The 21,897-nt window shown below is 68.6% G+C and carries 15 protein-coding genes; 10 read left to right on the top strand and 5 right to left on the bottom strand.

The window, feature by feature from the left end:
- The first annotated feature begins 120 nt into the window (after positions 1-120).
- On the top strand, positions 121-597 hold the full coding sequence (locus EER30_RS19510; protein WP_127501903.1) for a hypothetical protein: 477 nt from the start codon (positions 121-123) through the stop codon (positions 595-597).
- Positions 598-642: 45 nt separating this feature from the next.
- Here EER30_RS19510 and EER30_RS19505 read toward each other — a convergent pair whose 3' ends face one another.
- The 3 genes from EER30_RS19505 to EER30_RS19490 form a co-directional block, all read right to left on the bottom strand.
- A complete protein-coding gene (locus EER30_RS19505) occupies positions 643-942 on the bottom strand; it encodes a hypothetical protein (RefSeq protein WP_127501902.1) in 300 nt (99 codons plus the stop codon).
- Positions 943-945: 3 nt separating this feature from the next.
- On the bottom strand, positions 946-7,869 hold the full coding sequence (locus tag EER30_RS19500) for an RHS repeat-associated core domain-containing protein (protein WP_164842385.1): 6,924 nt from the start codon (positions 7,867-7,869) through the stop codon (positions 946-948).
- A 162-nt stretch (positions 7,870-8,031) separates the two neighbouring features.
- Positions 8,032-8,253 (bottom strand): hypothetical protein, encoded by a 222-nt coding sequence (locus tag EER30_RS19490; protein WP_127501900.1) that lies wholly within the window; start codon positions 8,251-8,253, stop codon positions 8,032-8,034.
- 737 nt (positions 8,254-8,990) lie between these two features.
- Here EER30_RS19490 and EER30_RS19485 point away from each other — a divergent pair.
- Positions 8,991-9,542: a hypothetical protein gene (locus EER30_RS19485; protein WP_127501899.1), complete on the top strand. Its 552-nt coding sequence runs from the start codon at positions 8,991-8,993 to the stop codon at positions 9,540-9,542.
- 288 nt (positions 9,543-9,830) lie between these two features.
- Here the strand turns inward: EER30_RS19485 and EER30_RS19480 are convergent, their stop codons facing one another.
- Positions 9,831-10,127 carry a hypothetical protein gene (locus EER30_RS19480; RefSeq protein ID WP_127501898.1) on the bottom strand — a complete coding sequence of 99 codons (297 nt, stop codon included), beginning with the start codon at positions 10,125-10,127 and terminating at the stop codon, positions 9,831-9,833.
- Positions 10,128-10,236: 109 nt separating this feature from the next.
- Here EER30_RS19480 and EER30_RS19475 point away from each other — a divergent pair, with 109 nt between their 5' ends.
- The 8 genes from EER30_RS19475 (at position 10,237) to EER30_RS19440 (ending at position 20,874) form a co-directional block, all read left to right on the top strand.
- A complete protein-coding gene (locus EER30_RS19475; protein ID WP_127501897.1) occupies positions 10,237-11,574 on the top strand; it encodes a hypothetical protein in 1,338 nt (445 codons plus the stop codon).
- A gap of 6 nt (positions 11,575-11,580) precedes the next feature.
- Positions 11,581-12,828 (top strand): lipopolysaccharide biosynthesis protein, encoded by a 1,248-nt coding sequence (locus EER30_RS19470; protein WP_127501896.1) that lies wholly within the window; start codon positions 11,581-11,583, stop codon positions 12,826-12,828.
- Positions 12,825-14,135, top strand: coding sequence for a polysaccharide pyruvyl transferase family protein (locus EER30_RS19465; RefSeq protein ID WP_164842384.1), 1,311 nt, complete (start codon positions 12,825-12,827; stop codon positions 14,133-14,135). The genes EER30_RS19470 and EER30_RS19465 overlap by 4 nt, the downstream gene beginning before the upstream one ends.
- 178 nt (positions 14,136-14,313) lie before the next feature.
- The gene (locus EER30_RS19460; protein WP_127501895.1) at positions 14,314-15,126 is read left to right on the top strand and encodes a glycosyltransferase family 2 protein; all 813 of its coding nucleotides are present in this window, start codon (positions 14,314-14,316) and stop codon (positions 15,124-15,126) included.
- A 33-nt stretch (positions 15,127-15,159) separates the two neighbouring features.
- The gene (locus EER30_RS19455; protein WP_240670150.1) at positions 15,160-16,122 is read left to right on the top strand and encodes a glycosyltransferase; all 963 of its coding nucleotides are present in this window, start codon (positions 15,160-15,162) and stop codon (positions 16,120-16,122) included.
- Positions 16,123-16,189: 67 nt separating this feature from the next.
- A complete protein-coding gene (locus EER30_RS19450) occupies positions 16,190-18,550 on the top strand; it encodes a DUF2206 domain-containing protein (RefSeq protein WP_127501894.1) in 2,361 nt (786 codons plus the stop codon).
- A gap of 33 nt (positions 18,551-18,583) precedes the next feature.
- Positions 18,584-19,681, top strand: coding sequence for a glycosyltransferase family 4 protein (locus EER30_RS19445; protein ID WP_127501893.1), 1,098 nt, complete (start codon positions 18,584-18,586; stop codon positions 19,679-19,681).
- A complete protein-coding gene (locus EER30_RS19440) occupies positions 19,678-20,874 on the top strand; it encodes a glycosyltransferase family 4 protein (protein ID WP_127501892.1) in 1,197 nt (398 codons plus the stop codon). Before EER30_RS19445 ends, EER30_RS19440 begins: the two co-directional genes overlap by 4 nt.
- Here EER30_RS19440 and EER30_RS19435 read toward each other — a convergent pair.
- The gene (locus EER30_RS19435) at positions 20,845-21,852 is read right to left on the bottom strand and encodes an endonuclease/exonuclease/phosphatase family protein (RefSeq protein ID WP_127501891.1); all 1,008 of its coding nucleotides are present in this window, start codon (positions 21,850-21,852) and stop codon (positions 20,845-20,847) included. The two genes, EER30_RS19440 and EER30_RS19435, sit on opposite strands and share 30 nt — an antisense overlap.
- Between the last annotated feature and the right edge of the window lie 45 nt (positions 21,853-21,897).

Raw genomic sequence — 21,897 nt, 5'->3', positions numbered from 1 at the left:
CCGTGAAGAACCGGCTCAACCGCATGCAATACCGAGCCGGACTGATCGACGCCTTCTTCACCGGAACCGGCCTTTCACCACCGGCACCAGCCAGACCCTGACCGCAAAAGGTGTCTAGCGTTGCTCGCCGCCCTGAGCACGACGTTGTCCGGCTGCCCAAGCGCCCCGGTCGTCGAGGGCTCCATCGGCGTCACCGTCAACGCCCAGGGCGGCCTGGCCTACGTTCTGGTGTGGTGCGACGCCCCGCCGGCCGAGCTGAGCATCAGCCGCAACGCCGCCGACGACACCCGGACCACGGCCGTCTACGAGGCGGAAGGCCTGCCGACGGCCTTCACCTCCACCACCATCGACGCGGCGTCACCGCCCGCCCCCTGGAAGCTGACCGAGGGCTCCGCCGACCTCAGCGGCGACCAGCCGTACCGAGCCTTCATGGGCATCCCGGGGAACCAGTCGTCGATCGTCGCCGCCGTCTTCACTCCCGACGAGGTACGCCGCCGCGTGCGCCCCGGCGAGGTCTTCTACCTGCCCTACAACAACGAGCCCGGACAGGTAGCCTCCTTGGCCGACTTCGAGTCCCACGTCCGAACCGTCTGCTGACCCGGCCGGCGCGAAGGGTGCAAATCTGCACCCTTCGCGCGGCCGCTACTCGGCAACTTTGGGCAGGAGTTCGCTGAAATTGCCCCTTGCGATGCGCTCGACCGCCCCCGAGATGTCGGTCTTGGTGACCGCCGGAACGATCACCAAGTTCGACGCAGCAAAGTAGGCTCTGTCCGATTTAAGCTCATCGTCGACCTCTTGCATCAGCCGAGTGCGATCGTAAACCGTGAGTTCAAAAATCGAGTCCGACGTCACTACAGAAACTCCAGAGAGGTAACCTTTCGATTCTATTTCTCCCTCATAGTCGTCCAGATAGTCAGGAAAATTGATCTCGTATGGAATCACCGGTCACTTACCCTTTTCACATAGGCATCGGATCTTGGACAGCTCGTCAGCATATCTCTCGGGAGTCAGGTTGGCCCCCGGTCGAGGAACGATCTCGAAGTGCCGCAGATCATTACCACGCTGGATGACACGAAGCGTGTCGGGAACGGTGTCCATGTCGATTCCGTGAGGCTCGAACCCCTTCTTGCTCACACTGCCGGCATTATCAAACACGGACACACCGTGAGTGTCCTTAACGAATCCCGTGTCGGGGTTGACCTTGTATTCACCTGCCCGCGGCGCAAAGCTCGGTGGCCCTGCCTTTGAGCCGCGGTAGAAGGGGGACGACCCACAATTGTGCACCAGGATCGGCGTGTCGCCGACGAGGACATAGTACGTCTGCAGATCCTGGACGGTCAGGTTCACCATGTACTTCGAGCCCGGCACGTCCTGTAGCGCGAATACCGCAGCAGCGCGGGAGGGCGTGAACAGCTCGTGTCCCGGCACCAGCTGTGCAGCGTCGACCCAACGGCCGGAAGTTTCGTCCCAGAACGGATGCTCCGTCGTAGTGTGCAGAGTCCTGATGGAGCCGTCCGGTCCGCTGATCAGAACGTCGATGAGGTTGTCGTCAAGATTGTTGTGCAGGTCGGTGACCTCGCGGGCGCCCGATTTGCCGGTCTTCGGGTCGGTGGCGAGAACCAGATCGCCGACCTGAACATCGCGTATCGGTTTGGTGGTTCCGTCCGCCATCAACACCGGCGTGCCAGGGTCGAAGCTGTTGAGGAAGTTCTTCGAGTCCTGGTAAAGGCATTCCTTCACGCTGTTCTGCGTCTGACGGTTCCCGCCGATGGCAGTCTTCATAACTCGAAGCGCGACTCCCGATCCGCCGCTGACCACCGCAAGCAGAACGGCGTCGCCCACATCGGGGTTCAAGGCCGTGCCAAGAGACGGGCCGCTCATCATATCGACGATGCCGTAGTTCTCGCGGCAGGACGTGTCCAGTTCGGAGCAGAGAATCTGGCCGGCGATGTGCCATGGCTCGGCGCCGTTCTTTAGATCGATCAGGTAGGCCGCGCAGCGGGAGACCTGCATCCGGCAGTAGCCGCCCAGCTTGGTCCTCGCGTCCGGTTCTTCGGCTTCCATGAGTCGAATCATGGCGGCGCGGACCCGCTCGATCTGCTCGTAATCCGGGCCGCAGCCGTCGATCGAGCTGCAACCGGCGTTGCGGCTGTTTCCCGTGTTGTTGTTGCGGCCCGGGCTCGACGAGCTGTCGGAGCCACCCGGGTTCCCGCCCGAGCCCGGGGCGCTGCCGTCGCCGCCGTTGATGATCTCCTGTTTGTGCTCGCACGTGTTGGAGGTGGTGCACGCACCCGGATCCTGCACGTGCTCCGGGGTGTCGTCGTAGCCGCATCCACCGCCACCGCCGGGGCACGGGTCGAGACCGGACGGGTCGCTGTAGGTGACCGGGCTGTTGTTCGCGTACGCGTAGCCGTTCCACTGCTGCGGGTCGGTCAGGTCCTGCACCGGGTCGACTGAGATGAAGCGGCCCAGCGCCGAGTCGTACTGCCGCGCTCCCATGTGGATCAGGCCGGTCGGGTCGACGTCGCCACCCACGAAGCCCTTGCCGTTCGGCCACAGCGGCGACGTGCCGCGCGCTTCGCCGTACGGGTTCTGGCGCCGCAGCGTGACGGCCAGGGTGCTGGCGTTCATCGACAGCTGCTGGGTGCCCTGGTGGTCGCTGAACAGCCAGGTCAGTTTGCGCGCCCCGAAGGTGCGGGACGCCACGGTCGCACCCGCGAAGTTGTAATAGCGGGTGCCGGAGACGCCCGAGCTGGTGCGGCGGACCTCCTGGCCCGGCAGGTACAGGGTGGTGCCGGTGTCGTCGCGCCGGAGCAGGCGGTTGCCGCTGGGGTCGTACAGGTTGGTGGTGGTCTTGGCGCCCTCAACGATCTTGACGAGTTTGTTCTCGACGTCCCAGGTCAGCACCTGGCCGTTGGTCGGGCCGGGGCGCGTGGTCATGTTGCCGGTGTTGTCGTAGCCGAACGAGACCGTGGTGCCGGTGGTCTGGCCGGGCTGGGTGGTCTTCATCGACGTGACAGCGTGTGGGCGCACGACGTTCGGACCGGGCGTCGGCACCGTGTAGTCGCGGGTGAGCTGACCGGCCGCGACGTGCGACACCTCCTTGGTGCGGTTGCCGATCCGGTCGATGGTCCAGTCCTGCCAGTACGGGGCCGGTCCGCCGAGGTTCGCGACCGACTTCGCCCGCTGACACGCGGTCACCGCGGCGACGTCGGTCTTCGGTGTCCAGGCCGACGTGAGGCGTTGCAGGTAGTCGTAGCTGAAGCATTGCGTCTCGGCGGTGCCGGTCTGCGGGGAGTCGTTGACCCACTCGATGCCGCCGTACGGGGCATAACCGTAGGTGCGGTTCACCACCGAGTTGGCGTTCTCCGGCTTGACCTGCACCTGCGCCACTCGCCGGGTGTCCAGCTCGTAGGAGATCGACTGCTCGACGAAGACCCCGCCGGCGTTCTTCAGTGTGGTGACGGTCGGTTCGCCGTACGCCGAGTACTGCTGGCCCGCCACGTACGTGCCGACGTCCGACCAGCCGGAGGTCAGGCTGGTGGGAAGTCCGGTGGTGGCGTCGTACTTCGTGGTCAGCAGTTCGGCCGGCAGGTCACCGGCGGCGGGCAGGCTCACCGCGGTCTTCGCACCGGTGTAGCTCGAGTACTGGTGGCTGTACGGGTACGAGCCGGCCAGTCCGGTCTCGGCGGCCGGGATGAGGTATCGCTCGCCGGTCACCTGGTAGCGCTGGTTGATGCCGAGGGCCTGCCACGTGTACGCGGCGCCGTTGTCATACCGGATCGCCTCGGTGAGCTGGCCTTTCAGCACGCCGCCGTCGCTCATCGTGTCGTACTTGAGCTCGGTCCGCTTGTTGGCGTCGGCGATCGCGTCGTCGTAGGTCGCCACCTTGCGGCCCAGCGCGTCGTACTTGTGAACGAGCACCTCGCCACGCGCGTCGGTGGTCTTCGTCAGGTCGCCGGCGTCGTTGTACTCGGAGTACGACGTGCCCTTGTCCGGGTCCTTCGACTCGATCGGACGGCCGCGGATGTCGTACTTGTACGTCCACTCGTCGCCCGGACCGTCGACGACCTTGGCCAGCAGCTCCTTGGCGTTGTAGCTGTACTTCGTCGCCTCGTACGCCCCGGCCGTGCCGGACGCCGTCGTGTACTGCCGCGCTTCGACGGTGCGGCCGTTGATGTCGGTCAGCGTGGTGGTCGGCGTGCCCCCGCGCGGCGGCACCACGGTGGTGCGATCGCCCTCGTAGGTGGTCTTGGTGCGCCACTTCTCGACGATGTTGGTGACGCCGTCGCCCGATTTGAAGATCTTGTCGGTGGCCCGGCTGGCCCGGTCGTAGACCATGACCTGCTGCGCGGGCACAGACCATTCCGGTTCCCACCACATCGTGCCCGACACGTTCCCGGGCTCGGCGTGCGCCGCGAAGGTCATCTCGACCCGGCCGTACGAGTCGTAGATCGTGTCGCTGACGATCCGGCCCCCACCGATCGCCCGCTTCTGGGTCTGCCGTTCCCGCAGCAGACCGTCGAAGATCTGGTACGAGGTCTCGATGGTCCCGCCGGTGTTGAGGGCCTCGGTCTTCACGTGCGGGTACGACTTGCGGGTGGGGTCGAAGTAGTAGGTGAAGGTTGTCAACGGTTCGTTGGGGTGGTCCGCCCGCGTCCATCCTGGGTCCCACAGCTTCCAGGTCCGGCCGAGCGGGTCGTAGGTGCCCTCGGTGACCCGGCCGTTCGGGTCGGTGATCTTCCCCGGTACGCCCCAGTAGGGATACAGACCGGTGGTGGAGACCCAGCCCTGCTGCGTCGTCTCGGTCTTGAGTGTCGGCAGGCTGTCGGCGGGTGAGTAGGTCGTGGTCGTGGTGTTGCCGCGGACCGTGTCGGTGCCGCTCTTCTGCCGCCCGAAATCGTCGAAGACGGCCTTGACCGTCGTCAGCCAGGTGGTGCCGGCCGCCGCCGTCCAGTTGGTCATGGCGTCGACACGGGAGGCCAGGCCCTTCGTCACGACCGTGTCGGCACTGGTCGCACCGTCGTAGAAGGTGCGCGTGTCCGAGACGACGTGATCCGGGCTGGTCGGCGCGGTGCCGCAGGCCAGGGTCGTAATGGTCGCCCGCTTCACGAGGGTCAGGATGTTCTTGTCGGTGTTCTGGTTATACGCCGTGGTCGTGCACTTCTCGTCGCCAGTGACGGTCGTGTCGCCGTCGTCTTGCACCCAGTCGGCGAGGGCATAGTCGTCGTCGAAGGAGCTGTGTTGCCTGCTGACCCGCCACCCGCGGGAACCGTCGGTGCCGAGCGCCGTGCCCTTGTAGACGGTTTTCGTGCCGGTGAACCGGGCGGTCACCGTGTCACCGTTGATCGTGCGGGAGGCCTTGGCCGAGGAGCGCCACGGCACGTTCACCGTCTTGCTGAGCGGCTTGTCCTCGGTGCCGTTGTAGGTGACCGACTCGCGGACCATGCCCGCGTACTCGTCCTCGTCGTAGACGGTCTCGTCGCCCAGAGACGCGGGCACCGTCACGGTGCGGGTGCCGCCGGCGGGGGCCGCGCGGTCGAGGTGCATGCCGCGCAGGAACGTCGTACGGGTCAGGGTCGGATTGGTGTCACCGACGCTGGTCGACACCGCCGCATAGCCGCGGAACTGGTTCCACGTCTTGTACTTGGGCTTGCCGAGGCCGTCGTCGTCCGCGTAGTGCCAGGCGGGCGTGCCCTCGTACGTGTATCGGGTGTTGACGGTCGGAGACTGGTGCCCGTCGGCGAGCTGGACGTCGGTCTGGGTGACCTGGCGGACGACGTACTTGTGCCAGTACTCGGTGATGTCGCCGCCCGACGTCGAGTTCGGGTCGGGGCCGATCACCGGGTAGCAGAGCTTGGTGTTGGTGTGCGGCGAGGCCGGCAGGTTCGACGCCGTGCATTCCGGCTCCGAGTACGTGACCTGGGTGATCGCGCCGGTCTCGGAGCGGACGGCGGCCAGCCGCTGCCAGTTGTTGGTGGTGTTGTGCTTGGTCAGCACGCGGTTCTGCTTGGCGACCGGATCGAACGTGACCGGCGGCATGACGACCGTGCCGCCGACGTGGCCGGTGCGCACGATCGAGTCGAGCCACAGGCCGCCCTTCTGCCCGTCGCCGGGTGACGGGAAGCTGTGCGAGAGCGTGATCGAATCGACGTCCTGCCAGTCGGCGACGGCCTTGGTGGTGTCCCAGACCCGCGTACGGATCTTGGCCAGTCGCTTGGTCGACCAGAAGCTCGGCGCGAAGTTGTCGCATTTCGCGGTCTCGGCGGCGCAGTCCTGGTCCCACGGCGTGTCCGGCCAGTGGTCGGCGTCCTTGTCGGTGCAGCCCGAGAGGCAACGGTCGTCGGTGTCGAACCACACCTGCGCCAGCGGCTTGACCGACCGCTCGGTGGCGCCGCGGTCCCACGTGCCGTAGTCGATCCGGTTCAGCGTGCCACCACGGTCGTACGGCACCAGCTTGGTCTCGGTCACCTCGGCGCCGTACTTGTTCGTCTCCTTGCTGTACCACAGCGACAGCGTGTTGCCGTGCACGTCGATCGCGTAGTCGAGGTTCCACCGCCAGGCCTGCACCTCGCGGGAGGCGCTGAACGTGTCGTCGTGGCCGGGCTCGTTCGCGTGATTGCCGTAGACCGGAACGGTCCAGGCCGAGTTGGTGGGCAGCGTCTGGCCGGGCAGGTCGTCGCGGCCGAAGAAGTACTGCATGCCGTCGGAGCCGGTGACCTTCCAGTACTCGCCGCTCGCGTCACCGTTGGCGGCGCCGGTCAGCTTCTCGACCTTCGAGCCGTCCTTGGAGCGGCCGTGCCAGCCCTTGCCCTCCTGATAGACGAGTTCGGTGCTGCTGTCGCCGAGTGACATCGTGGCGTTGTCCGACCGCCAGCACAGGTCGGCCGAGTCCTTCGGGTTGTTCGCCGAGCCGGTGTCGTCGTCCTCGCACGGAACGTAGCGGCGCTCGATGAAGCCGGGCGAGTAGCCGAAGCCTTCCCCGATCCAGGAGGGCTGGTTGTTGCTGGCCGAGGAGCGGCCGTCCGCGCTCGCCGAGGAGTAGCCCAGCGAGACCGACGGCTGCGGGCCCGCGATGCCGGGCGGCGTGCGAACCGGGTACGACCACGAGAACCCGCCCGTGGAGCCGCCCGCCGACCAGGTGGACGACGCGGAGAGGGGGGTCGCGGCGAAGTCGCCCGAGTCGCCCGACGCGCCCGCGGCCAGGGCCACCAGCGCGCTCGACTTGCCGACCGGCACCTCGGCGGTGACCGACTGGGAGGCCGAGTCGTTGGCCGACGGCAGCGGCGTGGCCGAACAACCGAACGCGGACGGCGTGGTCAGCGCGCACTCCGGCAGGCGATACGCCCGCAGACGGGAGGCCCAGCCCCCGCCGTACGCGTTGCGGAACGTCGAATAATCGACGGTGACCGAGGCGGTTCCGGTCGCGCCGGCTCCGGTCGTGGCAGCTCCGGTCGTGGCAGCTCCGGTCGTGGCAGCTCCGGTCGTGGCAGCGGAGACGCGGGCGACCACGCCGGCCCGCCATTTCGCCGGCACCTTGGCCCGGTCGACCACCTCGGCGCTGACGCTGACCTGGGCGGTCTGCTTCTTCATCGAGGTGCGCAGGCGGGTGCCGCCGACCGGCCAGACCGGCTCGGCCAGTTTGACCTCGGGACGCTGAGGGCTCGCCCAGCCGCGACCGGCGACCTCGCCGCCGTGGTTGTCGAGCTTCTCCACCTGCGCGGTCAGGCGGCCCGGCTCGGCCGGTTCGGCCAGCGCGGGCGGCACCGCCAGGGCCGATCCGACCACGGTCAGCGCGGTGGCGGCGACAAGCGCGAGGCGGAGCCGCGGACGGCTGCGCTGAGACCGGAAAAGGGCACGACGACGCAAGTGATCCCCCGTTCACTTAATGATCACGGGGAACGGTAAGCGTCTATGTGCGGAGTGTAAAGATCCTATGCGGATTCACATTGAAATTTTTACGTGCATCGAAGCAAGACAACCGACTGCGGGGACGATCTCGGTGACCGTCCTCGCAGTCGGCGTTTACGCTTAGTTGGCGTCGTGCAGCGCCGTGAGCGCCTGAGCCGCCCGGAAGTACTTGTTGCGGCCCAGCTCGCCGATGGTCTTGATGCCGAGGGCCTCGCGGATGTGCTTCGCGCCGTTCTCGCTCACGCCGGCGAGCGCCTCGACCGGGGCGTCGACGATCTCGGCCAGCGACTTGTCCTGCCAGGCCTTGTCGACAATCGTCGACAGATCGGCGTTGACTGCCATCGTATCTCCTGTCCTATTCGGATAGTTCGCCGAGATCCTAATGGATCATGCACTTCGCGACCGCGCCAGGCACGTCCCAGCCGGTCCGACCAGCCGGAAGGCGACCGCCGCCGAGGCCGTCACTAGATTGACCGCGGCAGCAGCCCGCACGCGCGCCCCGGCCGTGCCGTCCACCGTCAACGGCCGGCATGTGACCCGCGAGGCGATCAACGCCGTTGTGCGTCGGCTGGGACCCCGCCCAGATCGTTCCGCTCATGCTCGACGTCGGCCGCCCTCGGCCTCGGCCCGGACACCTCGCCCGTACCGAAGAAACTGCACGTTTCGGGCGCGGAGGGCCGCTAACCCGCACCCTGTCCGCGGTGGACATCGCCCTGTGGGACAACACGGGCGAATCGGCCGGCGCCCCGCTCCATCTGACCAACCGACCTCGACCGTTGATCTCCGCGGGTGGCGCACACGATCACGGCCCATCCGCCACAGACGACCTCCGTGGCGCCGTGGGCCTCGCTCAGCCAACCGCGAAACCGAACCGACCGGCCAGCCCCGCTTCCGCCCGCTCACCGCTACTCCATCGCACGGGAGGATTCGGGTGCTCTCGCGTTTTCGCTCGATCGCGGGAAATGGAGAATGTCGGCGTGGATCTCCCTGAGGCGGCCCTACCGGGTCGGCATAGTGAGCCGGCATCGGAAGCCTATGTCCGGCGCATCCCCCTGATTCGAAAAATGTGAAGGATTTACGTGAAGAACGTGTTGAGGATGGCTGTCCTGGCCGGCGCGATGACCGGGGCGATCGGGATCGTCGCTACGCCTGCCGGCGCCGCGCCGACCGCGGGCGCCCTCGTTGCCGCCGAGGCCGCCAACGACCCCGGTGACGGAAACGAAGGAGGTCCCGACACCGTCAATAACAACACCAACACCAGCACTCATAACGACAAGCATTACAACGCCAATAACAACACCTTCCAGGACAAGAACTACGACACCAGCAACATCACTCACCAGGACAAAATCTACGACAACAACCGGACCACCCACCAGGACAAGAACTACAACACGAACAACACCACCCACCAGGACAGAATCAACGACACCAACCACACCCTCCACCAGGACAAGAACTACAACACCAATCAGACCACCCACCACGACAGAATCAACGACACGACTTACAGCAACAGTTACGACCGGCATTACACGACCAACTACAACACCACGTACGACATGGGCCCGCACCTGCTCCCGGACATCAAGCTCAGCAGCCTGCCCATCCTGGGGTCCTTCCTGGACTGACTCGCGTGATCGAGGCCGACTCACGCGCGGCGGCGCGAGCGACGGCCAGGCCATCGATCGAGTCGGGCCGGCCGTGGGTGCGCGTGGAGCCTACGGTCCGGCCTTCCGGAAGTCCGTGGAACGGCCTCCCGCAAACCGGCACCGCGGCGCCCTGGGCCCATCCCCAGCCCGAGCAACCAGCCGAAGCCCCGAAGCGTTCGGTCACAAAGGACTCGCCCGACCACTCCCCCTCGATGCATGACTCAGGAGCGTTGTCCGCACCGTTCGGAATGAATCGTCGAGCGTGCATCAGTGTGCACAATTCGAAGGCAAATCCAGTGCGAACCGGGCGGCGCGGCGGCCGCTGTCACAGACCGTTCTCCGGCTGGACGCCTCGCGGAACCGGCCGGCCGTGCTGACGCCGAAGTGACGTTCGCCATCTCGGGCGGGCGTGATCATCGGGCGCTTGTCAGTCAACCGTGGACGGTCGGTGAACTGCCCGTTCAATGGTGGGCGGATTTTTCGGCATTCGCTCCCGGCCAAGCGCCCGACCGTGTTGAGTTCGAGGGAAATCAGGTCAAGATCGAAGATCAGAAACCAATTCATCGATCCTGTTGTCCGGCCGATCAGTCCGGGGCTCGAAGGAACGCCGCGATCCGCGCAGTTGCCTCCGCCCCGAAAGCGTGCCGGCGGCGTGGGTCCGAAAGGCGCTGAGTTGAAACCTATCGTGCTGGGCCGGCCGATGGTCGACGGATTCCGGGTTACCATCCCGGTCGATCCAGGGGCCGCCGCGCCCTGGTTCAGGCAGGACGCGTTCCGGGTCGAGTATGCCGGTGTGGACGGCCTGGCCGAGCTGTCCGATGCGATCCTCGTCGTGCCGGCCCTCGGCACCGTCCTGACCCTGAGTTATGCCCTCGGCCTGCCGATCGAGGTAGGGCGGGTCGATGCGGAGTACGCCGCCTCGGCGGAACGGCTGGCCAAGACCTTCGGCGCCATGTACCCCCATTTCCGTACCCAGGATTTCGAACTGCGCGGCGAACGGGTGGGGACTCCGGCGCCCGGCCCGGCGCCCGCCGACCCGGCGCTGCTGCTCTTCTCGGGCGGCGCCGACTCGACGTCGTCGCTGATCGAGCACCGGGACGAGGTGCGCGCCCTTCTCACCGTCTGGGGTGCCGACGTGCACTCGTCGGACCGGGCGCTGTGGGACCGGCTCCGCCTGGCGGTGCAAGGCACGGCGCTCACGGCCGGCCGCCGGCTGATTTCGGCCCGGGCCAACCTGCAGGACCTCATCGACGGCCCGGCGCTGAGCCGGCATCACGCGCACGCCTTCGCCAGCGGGAACTGGTGGGGCGCCGTACAGCATGGTCTGAGCCTGACCTCACTCGCCGTGCCCGTGGCCGCGGCACTCGGGCTGCCCCGGGTGCTGATCGCCAGCAGCGACCTGGGGGGCGCCGATGTGCCGTGGGGCTCCACGCCCAGCATCGACAACGAAGTCCTCTGGTCGGGCGGCCGGGTCGAACACGATCAGCCTGACCTGTCCCGCACCGACAAGATCACCCAAGTCATCGCGCCGTACCTGCGCGGCGGAGGCCGCCTCGATCTCGCCGTCTGCTACCAGCCGGGCCGCGGACCCGGCGGGCTCAACTGCGGACGGTGCGAGAAGTGCCTGCTGACGACGACCCAGCTCCTGGTGGCCGGCATCGATCCGGCCGAAGTCGGGATGCCGATGTCACCAGCCACTCTCGCGACGGCCCGGCGTGCCCTGAGCCGGGGAAGCTGGCGGGGCGACGACGGGCACCGCCGCGTCTGGCATCAGTTGCAGGCCGGCATCTCGACGACGCTCACCGGCGCGTGCGCCACCCCGTACGTGCGCGATTATCTCGAGTGGCTCCGGGAGACCGAGATCGTCATCGGCACGTTCGGCGCCGAGCCGATGACGCACCGAATGGTCCACAACGCGCAGTACCTGGGCTCGCGCTTACTCGGCTGGCTTCCGTTCCCGGTCCGCAACGGATGCTCGCGGCTGGCGGCCAGGCTGCTGGGCGAGGGCTGACCGTCGGTGATCGGCACCACCACGAGCCGGGACACCCTGGTCGTCAACTCGTTCTTCCTCCTGGCCACCAGCGCGGTGACGGCGGCCGGCGGCTTCCTGTTCTGGACCGTATGCGCGCGACTGTTCACCGCCCCCCAGGTGGGGATGGCCGGCGCGCTGCTGGGGGCGTGCACGACCATCGCGTCGGGCAGCCTGCTCGGCCTCAACCAGACGCTGGTCCGGCGGCTGCCCACGACCCCCGAGCCGAATCGGCTGATCAACACCTCGCTGCTGCTGGTCGCGGTGGCGGGCGTGGTGGTGGCCTCGGGATACGCGGGGCTCGTCCCCAGGTTCGTGCCGGAATTCGACACGATCCGGACGTCCACCTGGCATTTCGTGGCCTTCGTAACGGTGAGCGCCATGACCGCGGTCAACCTCGCCACCGATGCCATCTTCGTCGGCCACCGGCAGGCTCGGTTCAACTTCTTGATCGACGGTCTCCTGCAGAGCACGGTCAAGCTGGCGCTGCCGGCGGTCCTCGTCGGGCTCGGGGCGTACGGGATGTTCCTCTCGGCCGGCACCGCCACCCTCGCCGCCGTCGCGACCAGCGTTCTCGTGCTCGCCCGCCGGTTCGCGTATCGGCCACGGCCGGAGATCGACCGGCGCCTGATCCGCCGCGACCTCGCGTTCTCCTCCGGCACATATGTGACGGAACTGCTCGACCTCGTGCCCACGCTCGTCCTGCCGCTGCTGATCGTCCGGTCGCTGAGTGCGGAAGCGGCGGCGTACTACTTCATCGCATTCCAGATCGTCGGTCTGCTCTATGCGGGCATCTATGCCGTCACCCAGTCGACGTTCGCCGAGGGTTCCAGCAGCGGTGGCAGCCTGCGAACGTTGAGCCTCCGGGCCGGGCGGCTGCTGCTGCTCGCTCCGCTCGGCGGCCTCGTGCTGGCCGGCGCCGGGCCCGTCGTGCTGGGGGCGATCGGTCCGGAGTACCGCGCCGGGGGCACCGGCATTCTGATCGTCTTCAGCCTCGGCGCCGCGGCCGTCGCGCCGGCGGCGCTGTCCGCCACCCTGCTCAGACTCACCGGCCAGACCGGCGCGCTGGTGGCCACCACCGCGTTGCGATCCGGCGTCGTCTGCCTGCTCGCCTTCCTCCTGGTCGACCGCGGTCTGGTCTGGGTCGCGGTCGCGTGGGTGGCCGGCGAGGCCGTCTTTCTCATCGTCCCCGCCTGGGCGCTGGCCCGGCGTACCGCCCGGAGGGCCCGACCGTGAAGATCATCCTGTCCCATGCGTACTCCCGGTTCAACGCCGGCGACGCCGCCCTGCTCAGCGTGCTCGTCCAAGACGTACGGGAGGTCTTCCCCGGCGCCGAGCTGACCGTCCTGATGATGGACGAGGTGCGACCGGGCGAGACCTTCGACGGCGTCGCGGTGCGACGGCTGCCGACCCAGGACTCCGTGGACGGTTCCACCGCGCGGTGGATCAAGTTGGCGCGTTCTCTGGCCACTCTCGCCGGCACAACCCTCGCCGCACGCGCGCCCGCCCTCGAGCACCGCCGGATCATCGGCCGCCGGCTGGCCGAACACCTCCGGCTGTGCCGCGGCGCCGACCTGGTGGTGTGCGTCGGGGGTGGCTACCTGCGAGGCAAGCCCACCTGGTCGAGCACCTTCACCCTGGCGCTGCTGCTCCAGCCGCTCCTGATGTACCGCTGGCTGGGCGTCCCCACGGTCCTTTACCCCCAGTCCATCGGCCCTTTCCCCACCCGGCCTCAACGCTGGATGGCCCAGCGGGTGCTGCGGGAAACCGACCTGGTCATCGTCCGGGAGAACATCAGCCAGGAGATCCTGGCCGGCCTGGGGGTCACCGGCAACGTCCTGCGGTCGGTCGACAGCGGCTTCGCCTTCGCCGCGGAAGGCACAGTGGACCTACGCGCCCGGCTGCGGGTCCGGCCCGGCCGCCCGCTGGTCGGCGTCACCGTGCGGGAGTGGCTGGACCCGGCCGGGCAGGAGCGCTACGAACGGGCCGTCGCCGGGGCGGCCGACGCCGCGGTCGAGGAGTTCGGCGCCACCGTCGTCTTCGTCCCCCAGGTCACCAGCGAACGCCAGGACGACGACGACCGGACGTGCGGCCGCCGGGTCGCCGACCGGATGCGCCATCCCGCCACAGTGCTCGACGAGAGCTACGACCACCGCACCATCAAGGCCCTCTACGCCGGCCTGGACCTGCTCGTCGGCACCCGGTTCCACTCGGTGATCTTCGCGATGACCGCACTCGTGCCGGTCCTGGCCATCGAGTACGAGCACAAGACGACGGGCATCATGCGCGACCTCGGGCTCGATGAATGGGTGCACGACATCGCGACGGTGGATCGCGACACGCTCGTCGCGAGCCTCCGCGACCTGTTCGCGCGGCGCGACGAGGTGGTCGCTCAACTCGCCGAGCGGATGCCCGGCTACCAGGCCCGCGCGGCCCGGACCAAGCTGGCCCTCCCGGGCGTGGCCGAGCACGGCACGTCTGGGCCCCGCAAGGAGAGCCGTCGAGCGGTGTCGACGGCAGCCGGAACCGAGCCGTTCCGCTGACGCCGAAAGTGGCGTTCAACGCGCCCGGCCGACGCGATCAGGGTCGGCCTTTCAGTCAACCGTGGACAGTCGGATAACTGTCTGTTCAGGGGTGGGCGGATTTTTCGACATTCGGTCCCGGCCAAGCGCCCGACAGTGTTGAGTCCGAGGTGCAAATCGGGTCCACCTGGAGGAAACCGTGCTCGTTTCAGTCGTCGTTCCCGCCCTGAACGAACGCGAAAATATACCGCAAACCATCGACGCCATCCCGGTCGAGAAACTGAGGTCGGAAGGGCACGATACCGAGATCGTCATCGTCGACAACGGATCGACGGACGGCACTGGGAACCTCGCCCGGAAACTCGGCGCGAAAGTGATCGTCCAGCCCGTCCGAGGGTACGGCAACGCATATATGGCCGGGTTCGCCAACTGTTCGGGCGAGATCATCGCCACCGGCGACGCCGACCGCACCTACCCGTTCGAGATCCTGCCGGAGGTCGTCTCCACCCTGGAGAACGAGAACATCGACTTCCTCACCACGAACCGTCTCGCCGGCCTGCGACCAGGAGCGATGTCGCGCTCCCACCTCTGGGGCAACAAGGGACTCAGCATGGTGGCGCGGCACCTGTTCGGAGTGCCGTTCCGGGACTCCCAGTCGGGCATGTGGGTCTTCCGCCGCAAAGTGTGGTCGTCCCTGCGGTTGCGATCCGGTGGCATGGCCTTCTCCCAGGAGATCAAGGTCGAGGCATTCCGGTATGGATTCAACTGCGTGGAAATGCCGATCACCTATAGCCCGCGTGGCGGCGAATCGAAGAACCGCACCATTACCGACGGGTTGTGCAATCTGACGCAGCTGCTGATCGAGCGCATGAGACCGAGCGTGTCAGCGGAACGCCGAGGCTATGCCGACGCGGCGGCATTCCTCGACACACCGGAGGCATTTCAGGCCGCTGACCCGCCGTCCATCTGCAGCGTCTGCTCCAACCAAACCGTTCCGGGCTTCACCTACTGACGCCGTCGCGTGCACGCACCACAAGGAGCAAGTATGGAGATAAGCGTCATCGTCCTGACCTACAACAGTGCGCGTACGATCGACCGCTGTCTGGACTCCCTCGTCGCGCAAGAGGTCGCGCCCGCGGAGATCATCATCGTGGACGACGACTCGACGGATACCACCCTTGCCGCCGTGGAGGAGTTCCGCGGCCGGTGCGACATACCGGTGTCCGTGCTGCGCAACGGCCAGCACAACATCTCCCGCGGCCGCAATCTGGGAATGGCGGTCGCGCGTACCCGCCTGGTGGCGTTTCTCGACTCCGACGCGTGGGCGGCCACCGACTGGACCCGGAAACTCATCGCCACGTTCGACCGGGACGCCAGGCTGGGCGTCATCGGCGGTGGCGTCGACGTCGCGCACGCGTCACCGTTCGCCGAGGCGATCGCGGTCAACGACGAGACGATCCGGCAGTTGGCAACGTCCGAGGAACTGCTGATCGCCGGATGCAACATGGCCGTGGACCTGACCGCCGTCGCGGACGAACGCTTCGACGAGCGCTGGATCCACGCCGAGGACAGCGAGTTCGTCGACCGAGTCGAGGACCGGTGCCGCTGGGCGGCGGTTCCGGAGGCCCGGGTCTGGCACGAGAGCCGGGCGACACTTCGCGGGTACATGCGGCAGATGTACAAGTACGGCCTGTGGCGGGTTCGGTACGCGGCCAGCACACGCAAGGTGCGGACGATCGACTACGTGCCCACCACGGTGATGATCGCCGCGGCGATCCTGGGTGCCGCGGTGTCGCCCTGGCTGCTGCTGGCCGTGCCGGCCATGTCACTCGCGGAAGCGGCGTTCGTCATCGCCTACCGGCGGCCGCCGGTCAGGCTGTGGCCGCTCATGGTGATCGGCTGGCTGGCGAAGAACACGGCGTGGGGACTGGGTGTGCTCGTCGCGATCGTCCAGCAGGTGACTGCGCGCTCGCAGGTACCGCCACGGCTGACGCGGACGGCGTCCTGATCGGCATCCACACTCCCGGGGCCGGCGCAGCCGCCGCGGTCCATCTCCATCTCCGGAGGGAATCTTCATGACCGCGGCTGGCCGCGTTGCTCTCATGCCCGGCCTTTCGTCCCGTGACCGGCTCGGTGGCGCCCCGAGCCCGGTCCCGGCCGGCGTGGCGGTCGTCGGGCTGCTCCTGCTCAACCTGATCGTGCTCACCGGTTGGCCGGCGCCCCTGCGGGCTGTGGTCGGGTTCCCCGTGGCCGTGGTGTTGCCGGGCGCGCTTGCCATGCGCGCGTTGCGGATCAGCCACCGGACCGTCTGGAACTGGCTCGTGTGCGCGGTGGCGCTGTCGCTGGCCGGGCTGATGGGCATCGGAGTCCTTCTGGGCCTGCTACCCGGCGGCGGGCTGACCACCATCGGGTGTCTGCTGGCCCTGGATGCGCTGATCGCGGCCCTCGCGGTGACCGTCGTGCTGTGCGAGCGCCGATGGCCGGTGATCGAGACCAGACCGGCGCTTCGCATAGTGCCGTCCTGGGATGCGGGAAGCCGTACGGGAATCGTGGCTGTCGCACTCGGCGGCGCGGCGGTGATCCTGACGGTCCTGGGCGCACTGCGGCTCAACGCCGGCGAGAGCGGTGCGCTGACCACGACCGGGCTCGTCGTGGCCGCCGCCGCGCTGACCGCGGCCGTCATGGCCGGGCACCGCCACCACGTAACGGCCGCGGCGACCGCGGTCTATCTGGTGGCGCTGGCGATCCTGCTGGCCACCTCGCTGCGGGGGATCGGCGTGACCGGCCACGACATCAAGGTCGAGTACCGGGTATTTCTGAACACTCTCGACAGCGGCACGTGGGAGCACCCCTCCAAGCTCTTCGTGGGCTACAACTCGTGCCTGAGCATCACCGTGCTGCCGGTCTTCCTGGCTCGGCTGCTGGGGCTCGCGGCCCTCGACGTCTACCGGGTCTGCTTCCAGGTGCTCTTCGCCATTGTGCCGGTCGGGGTGTTCCTGCTGACGCGCCGGCGGCTGCCGGGCGCAGCGGCGGTCGGCACGGCCGTGTTGTTCATCGCGTTCCCCGCGTTCATCAACGACATGCCGATGCTGAACCGCCAGGAGATCGCGCTGATCTTCTTCGTCGTGCTGGTCGGTGCTCTGCTCGACGTGCACGGCCCGCGCCGGCAACGGACGATCCTGTTCGTCATCGCCGCGGCCGGAATGGCGGTGTCGCACTACACCAGCACCTACATCACCGCCGCGGTGCTGATGATCGGCTGGGCGTTCCGGCTCCTGCGCCGACTGCCGCTGCCCCGGGCCGACCGTCCGGCCCGACCGGCGCGGGGCGACCTCGACCTGGGGCGGGCCGCGGTCGTCGTGACCCTGGCGGCCGTCGCCTGGACCGGTCTCTCCGGCAGCGCCGCCACCTGCGCCAACGAGCTCATCAAGGCCGCTGACGCGGTGATCGAACGCGCGTCGGTGAATTCCGAATCGACGCGATACAGCTTGATCGCCGACAAGCGCCCGTTGACCGACAGCGAGACACTCGCCAAGTACGCAGCGGCGATTCGCCTCGGCGTTTCCGTGCCTTCCGGAGCCCCGCCGCCTCCTGAATGCGCTCCACGGGTGCTCCCGGCCGACACGCTGGGCGCGACGGGAGCCGGCACCGCTCTGGCCCGGGCCGGGTTGCCGCCACAGCAACTCAACGATGTGGCCCGGGCTGCCACCGTGCTGCTGTTCCAGGGCGGCAGTGTCGTCGGCTTCGCCATCCTGTGGCGGCGTCGCCGGAAAACCAACGGTCCGCTGGCTTCGCTGGCCGCCGGCTCGCTGGCTCTGCTGGTGGTCGCCGTCGTGCTGCCGCAGTTGTCCGACAGCTACGGGCTTCTCCGGCTCTACCAGCAGTTCCTGGTGCTGCTCGCACCACTGGTCATGCTCAGCGTCATCGTCCCGCCGACGTGGCTGGCCGCCCGGGTCCCGCGTGTCCGCCGGCTGACCGCCGCGATCGCCGGCACCGTCGCGGTGGGCTGCCTGCTCATCACCAGTGGACTGATCCCGCAACTCGTCGGGGGTTACACCCCGCAACTCCACCTCAACAACGCCGGACCGTACTTCCGCGCCTATTACGCCGACGACGGCGACCTGGGCGTCGCCCGCTGGATGGGCCGGCACCTCCGCCCGGACGCTTGGGTCATCACCGACAACCGCGACACCATCAACTTGCGCAGCCTGACGCATCTCTCTCCGCAGGAGGGCCTGGTCCCGGGGGCCGTCCCGATCGATGCCTACGTGAGTCTCACCACTGTCGACGGCAACACCGGGCTGGCTGTCGGAGTCGCCACCTTCGGGGAACGCGTACTGCGTTACACCTTCCCCGTCGCGTGCGTGGCCGCCGGCCGGCCGCTCGTGTACGAGGCGGCCCAGCGCCGCGTGTACGGCCCGGTGGAACAACGGTGAGCCGGCCTGCCGCCTCTGGAGGGAACTGAGCCCATGACCACGGTCACCCAGATCACCCCGTACTACCCGCCCCATCTGGGCGGGGTGGAGCGCGTGGTGGAGAAACTCGCCACCGGCCTCGGCCGGGAATACGAAGTGACGGTCCTGACCACGACGCTCGGTGCGGGGGGTGCGCCGCGCCGGGTGCGGACCGGTGGCGTACGCATCCTCCGGCATCTGTGCTGGGAGATCGCGCACACGCCGATCGCGCCCGGCCTGGTGCTCTCCCTGCTGCGCACACCCCGGGACACGGTGCTGCACCTGCACAGCGCGCATGCCCTGATCCCCGAGGTTCTCGCCCTGCTGGCTCGGCTTCGCGGCCAGCGCTTCCTGGTCCACTTCCACCTCGACGCCTACGCGTCCGGCCCGATGGGATGGTTGCTGCCCTATTACAAGAAGCACCTCTACGCGCGGGTGTTGCGGGCCGCCGCCGGCGTCCTGGTGCTCACCGAGGCACAGGTCGGCTTCGTCGAGCGCACCTACACCGTGCCGCGAAACCGCATCCACGTGATCCCGAACGGCGTCGGCGAGGAGTATTTCCTGCCGCCGCGCCGCGCGCGGACCCACGCGGAGCCGCTCAACCTGCTGTACGTCGGCCGGCTCAGCCCGCAGAAGGGCGTCACCCGCCTGCTCGACGCGGTGTCCCGTTGCCGGCGCCCGGTGCGTCTCACCGTGGTGGGCGACGGCGAGCAGCGGGCGATGCTCGGCGAGCGCGCCCGGGCACTCAGGCTGACCAACGTCACCTTTGCCGGATCGCGCATCGATGCCGAACTGCGTTCCATGTACGCGGCCGCCGACGCTTTTGTGCTGCCCTCGGACCGGGAAGGCATGCCGCTGGTCGCCCTCGAGGCGATGGCCGCCGGTCTACCGATCGTGGCGACCGCGGTGCCAGGCAACGTCGAACTGCTGGACGGCGTCGCGATGCTGGTGGAACCCACCCCGGCGGCGCTCGCCGCCGGCCTCGACGCGATCGCCTCCGACGGGGAAACCTTCGAGCGGCTGGCCCGCCGCAGCGCCGAAGCCGCCGGTTCGTACACCTGGACGGCGACGGTGGAACGTCTGAAGGCGGCCTACGCCGAGGCGCTGGCGTGACGGACCGGGCCCGCAGTCCACGGGTGCTTCTGGTCAGCCACTACTTCCCGCCGCACCTGGGTGGCATCGAGAACGTCGTGGCCGAGCAGGCTCGGCACCTCGCGGCCGCCGGCGCCGACCCGGTCGTGCTGACCAGCGGCCGTCCCTCCGGGATGGCGACGCTGGGCGACGGCGCCCGGGTGGTGCGCGTACCGGCCTGGGATGTGCTGCAGCGGCGGGCCGGTGTCCCGTTCCCCGTGCCGGGGCCGCAGTTGCTCGCTCGAAGTCGGCGCTGGGCGAGGTGGGCCGATGTGGTGCACGTGCACGACGGGGCCTACCTGACCTCGTGGGCCGCCGGTCTCGCGGCGGCGGCAACCCGCACCCCGCTGGTCATGACCCAGCATGTGGCCCTCGTCGACCATCCAGCCTCGATAGTCCGGACGGCTCAACGGGTCGTCTGGGCGACCGCCGGCCGCCGGCTGCTTCGGCGGGCAGAACGGGTGTTCGTCGTGAACGAGTCGGTGGCGGAGTTCGCCGCGGAGTACGGCGGCCGGCGTGACCGGATCCAGCATCTGCCCAACGGCGTCGACGTTCATCTCTTCAGACCGTGCGCGTCCCTCGAAGAACGACGGGCTATCCGCCGGCGGGCCGGCCTTCCCGAGGACCGCGTTCTGGTGCTCTTCGCCGGGCGGCTCGTTCCCAAGAAGGGGTACGACCTCCTGCGCGCCGCGGCCGGCCCGGAGTACGACCTCGTCTTCGCGGGCGACGGGCATGCGGACCTGCCGGCCTCCGGTCCCGGCCTGCACCACCTCGGTCGACTCACCCCGGCGCGGCTGGCGGAGACGTACCGGGCGTGCGACGTGTTCGCGCTGCCGTCGGCGTCCGAGGGTTTCCCGCTCACCGTGCAGGAGGCGATGGCCTCCGGGCTGCCGGTGCTCACCACCGACGATCCGGGCTACGCGCCGTACGGGCTGGACCGCGACCACGTCTGCCTGCTGCCCCGGGATGCGGACGCGATCCGCGGCGCGCTGACCGTGCTCGCCGCCGACCCGGCCCGGCGGGAGCGCATGGGGCGCTGGTCCCGCGCGTACGCGGCCGAGAACTTCTCCTGGACCCGGCACTCGGCCGCGCTTCTGCACAGTTACGCCGCGCTGCGTGACCAGGTCACCTTGCCGCTGTACGCCTCACGAAGCGCCGGGCGCGGGAATTCGTAGGGTGGCCAGCAGCGCGCGGTGGTCACTGTTCGCCAGGTCCCGGACCGACAGGGACACCACCCCGATGCGCCGATCGGCCAGCACGTGGTCGAGCGTGAGGAGCCGGAGCGGCTGGATGCCGAACGGTCCCCAGGTGGGGCGCAGGCCCCCGCCGACGGTGTCTGCCACGTCGCGGTAGCCGCGCTCGACGAGATCGCGGAACGGGCGGTGGTCGAGGGTCGCGTTGAAATCACCCAGCAGGACCTGTGGAGGGGCGCCCGGGTCCGGTACCGGCTGGTCGGCGAGATCCCGCTGCCAGCCGTCGACCCTCGCACGGGAGGCGGGCGCGAGGGTGTGCACCGACTCGACCAGCAGTGGTCCGGCGCCGGACGGCTGGATCTGCCCATAGGCCTGGCGAAAGCCGCCCCTGTTGAGCCGCGAGCCGGCGTCGCTGATCGGATACCGGGAGTACAGCGCCGACCCGGTGTCGTCGCGGGGATCCGCAGAGGCGAGCGAGGCGTACGGCAGCAGGACGTCGAGCCCGGCCGCGGTCAGTGCCGCTCGGCTTTCCCGGGTGAATTCCTGCAACGCGAGAACGCCGACGTGATTGTCGCGGACCAGCCGGACGACGGTGGCCGGGTCAGCCCCACCGGCCCGCAGGTTCGCGCTCATCACCGGCAGCGTGACCCCGTCACGCGGGCCACGGTCGCCCGCGCCGATCGCTCGGGGTGTGACGGCACCCAGGAGCAGCCCGGCGGCAAGCGCGGCGACCACGGCCGCCCACCATCGCCGGAAGGTCAAGGCCAGCAGGAAGAGAAGAACAGACCAGAGTGCGGCGTACGGTGTGAAGGCGATCAGTTGCGTTGCGGCGTCGACCTGCGCCCCGGTGACGCGAAGGACACCCCAGACCAGCCCCGGAGCCACCACCAGCCACGGAAGCGGCGTCCTTGCCCGCTTTTCTCGGCGCGGGCGGCCCTCGACCTCCCGCGCGACCGTCATGATCGGGAATCTACCGGGCGGCACCGGCCACGACCCCTAACGAGT

The sequence above is a fragment of the Actinoplanes solisilvae genome (assembly GCF_003999975.1).
Lineage (GTDB): Bacteria > Actinomycetota > Actinomycetes > Mycobacteriales > Micromonosporaceae > Actinoplanes > Actinoplanes solisilvae.
Note: the sequence above shows the minus strand (reverse complement) of the source record. Positions and strands in the feature narration are given on the sequence as shown.

Coding starts and splice junctions, on each gene's coding strand:
- EER30_RS19490 (WP_127501900.1), bottom strand. CDS start 8,253: ATGGCAGTCAACGCCGATCTGTCGACGATTGTCGACAAGGCCTGGCAG.
- EER30_RS19480 (WP_127501898.1), bottom strand. CDS start 10,127: ATGAATTGGTTTCTGATCTTCGATCTTGACCTGATTTCCCTCGAACTC.
- EER30_RS19455 (WP_240670150.1), top strand. CDS start 15,160: ATGGAGATAAGCGTCATCGTCCTGACCTACAACAGTGCGCGTACGATC.
- EER30_RS19450 (WP_127501894.1), top strand. CDS start 16,190: ATGACCGCGGCTGGCCGCGTTGCTCTCATGCCCGGCCTTTCGTCCCGT.
- EER30_RS19445 (WP_127501893.1), top strand. CDS start 18,584: ATGACCACGGTCACCCAGATCACCCCGTACTACCCGCCCCATCTGGGC.
- EER30_RS19435 (WP_127501891.1), bottom strand. CDS start 21,852: ATGACGGTCGCGCGGGAGGTCGAGGGCCGCCCGCGCCGAGAAAAGCGG.